Raw genomic sequence first — 3160 nt, 5'->3', positions numbered from 1 at the left:
CCCGGGGCCCTGGTACGCCCAACGGGTGTCCGACCGAGGAGGGAACCCCGCCCCCACAACCCCAACCACCACCAACGCCGCACCCGCACACCCACCCCCCACCCCCTCCGAGAGAGGACCCGCCGGAGGCACAACAACCTGGAAGTTCCTTCCTGACACCGGGATTTGAGGTGTCCGCGGACTCCTGCTTACGGTGCGCGCAATGAAAGGTTCTGGCAGGGATGAGGGACGAGTGAGTACGGTTCCAGCGGCTTCGGTGAGCGTGGCGGAAATTCGCCGGCGGGTTCGGGCTGTCGAAGCGGTTCAGGCACGTACGCGGGAGATTGCTGCGGCGAACGTCTTGGCCACGCGCGAAAGCGCGGTGAGGGCGGCCAAGGCGAAGGAAGAGGCGGACGTCGCAGCGCGAGAGGCTGCGGCGGCTGTCCTTCGATTGTTCGACAACGACGCCGAATTGGTCTCGGCATTGGTGGGCGTACCAGCGGAAGACCTGGAGCGCGAGGCGAAGCCTGTTACCGCTGCTCGGGCAAAGGAGGTCATCGAGGCGCTGCGTGACCATGCCCAGCGTCCGCGCTCCACCCACCGAGCCCGCAAGCCTCAGGCAGATGCATCGGCTTCATCACCCCCGGCCCCCGCCTCCACCCCGAATGGCGCCCTGGCCGATGACACCTGACAACGGTCTCGGGCCCGGTCTCTTCCCGCTCTCAGCGGTGTACAAGTTCAGGCCCGCTAGTACCGACGAGCAGCTGTCTCTCATCGGAGATCCAATACCCGTACGGATAAGTGCAGTTGAGTGGACTACTTGGCTGACCGATGTATCTGTTCGGACCCGCTACTGGGCGAAGGTCCACCGCACCTCACCAGTGGAGGACTGCTGGTTCTTCATCGGCGGAATCTCAAGCACTGGCCATGCCACCTTTCGAGCAGCCTCACGGCCCGGCAGGACGCGACGCGGCACAGTGCCAGGCCATTTGTACGGGTACCAACTCGCGCGCGGCGTCATTCCCCGACTCGGTTGGGGAGCGGGCAACTTGACCGTCTGCCACACCTGCGACAACCACTCCTGCCAGCAGCCGACGCACCTCCGGCTCGGCACGGCGGCCGAGAACCGGGCCGAATGGGTAGCCCGCCGGCGCGACCCGGGCAGCCCACTCGCAGATCTCCGTGGCCCGGCCGGACGCTCTCGCGCGGTAGGTGCCGCCATCCGCGCTGGCTTGGCGGTCGGTGAGCCTGAGGCGGAGATCGCCGTACGCGTTCGGGCAGCGATCGCCGAAGGGCGACCGCTGAGCCTCTGGTAACCGAACTCCCTGCATTCGCTTGTCGAATCTCCTTGAACATTTACCCCTAAAGCCCCCCGGCACGACCAAAGGCGCACAATGTCCGATTCGAAGTTGAAACTCGAAGCCGTCCTAGCAGAGATCGACATGTCCCGCTCCGCCTTCTATCGCATGACAGCCCGCGGCCAGGGCCCCAAGATCATGAAGCTCCCCAACAACCAGATTCGCATCCGCCGCAGCGACCTCGATGCCTGGTGGGCAGCACAGGAGGTTGCGGCCTGATGGCGACCTCCTATCGGGTCAAGTTCTGGGACCACCGCCACCGACCGGGGCGAAAGTCACCCTGGATGGTGCGCTGGACCGTGGCCACTGGCGAGTTCTCGGAGTCCTATCTGACGAAAACTCAGGCCGATGGGCGCAAAGCCCAGTTGGTGACGGCAGCAGCCAGCCACGAGCCGTTCGACACCGAGACCGGCCTACCGCTCTCCGAACTCCGCAAGCTCAAGGAGGACGAGAAGGCCGTCACCTGGTACCAGCACGGCCGGAACTACGTCGAGGCCCGATGGGACGGCGCCCCGGCCAAAACGCGGACCACCTGGGCCGATGCCCTGGCGACCGTCACGTTCGAGCTGGTCAAGAGCAAGGCGGGCATGCCGGACAAGCATGTCCTCCGTCGCGCGCTCTACTCCTGGGGCTTCAACGTGAACCGGTGGGACGAGGAGCCGCCGGCCGAGGTGGCGAAGGCACTCGCATGGGTCGCGCGGAACTCGCTGGACGTCTCCGAGCTGGAGGAAGCCAAGGTGGCACGAAGGATGCTCGCCGCGCTGTCCGTGAAGCTCGACGGGACCAAGGCCGCTGCGTCCACGATCCGGCGGAAGCGGGCGATCCTCGGGCACGTCATCGGCCTGGCCATTGAGGACGGCCTACTGGCGGCTAATCCGCTGTCGGCGGTCCAGTGGCAGGCTCCGCAGATCGAGGAGGAGGTAAACCCCGAGTACGTGATGAACCCGGAGCAGGTCACCGCCATGCTGGCCGCGATCGGCAGTCAGGGCCGTCGGGGACCTCGGCTAGTGGCGTTCTTCGCGTGCATCTACTACGCCGGGATGCGGCCCGGTGAAGTCGTCCACCTGCGCAAGGACCGCTGCGTGCTGCCGGAAACGGGCTGGGGCCGGCTCAACCTCAACGGGAACAGCCCTCGCGTGGGGTCGAGCTGGACCGACACCGGGGCCACCCACGACCCCAGGGCACTGAAGCACCGCTCAGAGAAGGCCGTCCGACCGGTGCCCATCCCGCCGGAGCTGGTGCGGCTGCTGCGCGAGCACATCGAGCAGTACGGCACCGCGCCCGACGGCCGCCTGTTCCGCACCCTCCGCAACGGGATGGTCCAGGAGAGCGGCTACGGCGTCGTCTGGTCCACAGCCCGCGCTGAAGTCCTCAGCGTGGAGGAACAGGCCACGCCACTGGCGAAGCGTCCCTACGACGGTCGGCACGCGGGCATCTCGCTGTGGCTGGCGTCCGGGGTGGCCCCGGCGGAGTGCGCTCGGCGGGCTGGCCACAGCATCGCCGTCCTGCTCCGGGTCTACGCCAAGTGCATCCACGGTGACGAGGACCACGCCAACCGTCTGATCACTGAGCGACTGAGTCGCCGGTCGGTGCCCGACGGATCGTGATCTTTGGTCCGCGCCTGGTCCGTAAACGCTGGTCAGGACTGGTAGCTGGGCGGAACAAGGTGGGACAAACCTCGCAAAACACCACCCTGACATCAAGGCTTGTTCAGCTCAAACAAGAAGGCCCCTGACCTACGTTTTCGCAGGTCAGGGGCCTTCTTTTATCCTGTGGCTGGTGTAGGGTTCGAACCTACGTAGGCATAGCCGGCAGATTTACAG

The 3160-nt window shown here is 66.2% G+C and carries 3 protein-coding genes; all 3 read left to right on the top strand.

Annotated elements, in window-relative coordinates; translation table 11 throughout:
* Positions 1–232: 232 nt before the first annotated feature.
* The 3 genes from ABH937_RS38110 (at position 233) to ABH937_RS38100 (ending at position 2944) form a co-directional block, all read left to right on the top strand.
* Positions 233–670 carry a hypothetical protein gene (locus ABH937_RS38110; RefSeq protein ID WP_370220847.1) on the top strand — a complete coding sequence of 146 codons (438 nt, stop codon included), beginning with the start codon at positions 233–235 and terminating at the stop codon, positions 668–670.
* Positions 671–1373: 703 nt separating this feature from the next.
* Positions 1374–1556 (top strand): AlpA family transcriptional regulator, encoded by a 183-nt coding sequence (locus ABH937_RS38105; protein WP_280664026.1) that lies wholly within the window; start codon positions 1374–1376, stop codon positions 1554–1556.
* Positions 1556–2944 (top strand): tyrosine-type recombinase/integrase, encoded by a 1389-nt coding sequence (locus tag ABH937_RS38100; RefSeq protein ID WP_370220846.1) that lies wholly within the window; start codon positions 1556–1558, stop codon positions 2942–2944. The genes ABH937_RS38105 and ABH937_RS38100 overlap by 1 nt, the downstream gene beginning before the upstream one ends.
* Positions 2945–3160 lie beyond the last annotated feature (216 nt).

Origin of the sequence: Kitasatospora sp. GAS1066B (genome assembly GCF_041262605.1) — a bacterium.
Classification (GTDB): Bacteria; Actinomycetota; Actinomycetes; order Streptomycetales; family Streptomycetaceae; genus Kitasatospora.
The sequence above is the reverse complement of the archived record's forward strand: the minus strand, read 5'-3'. Positions and strand labels throughout refer to the sequence as shown.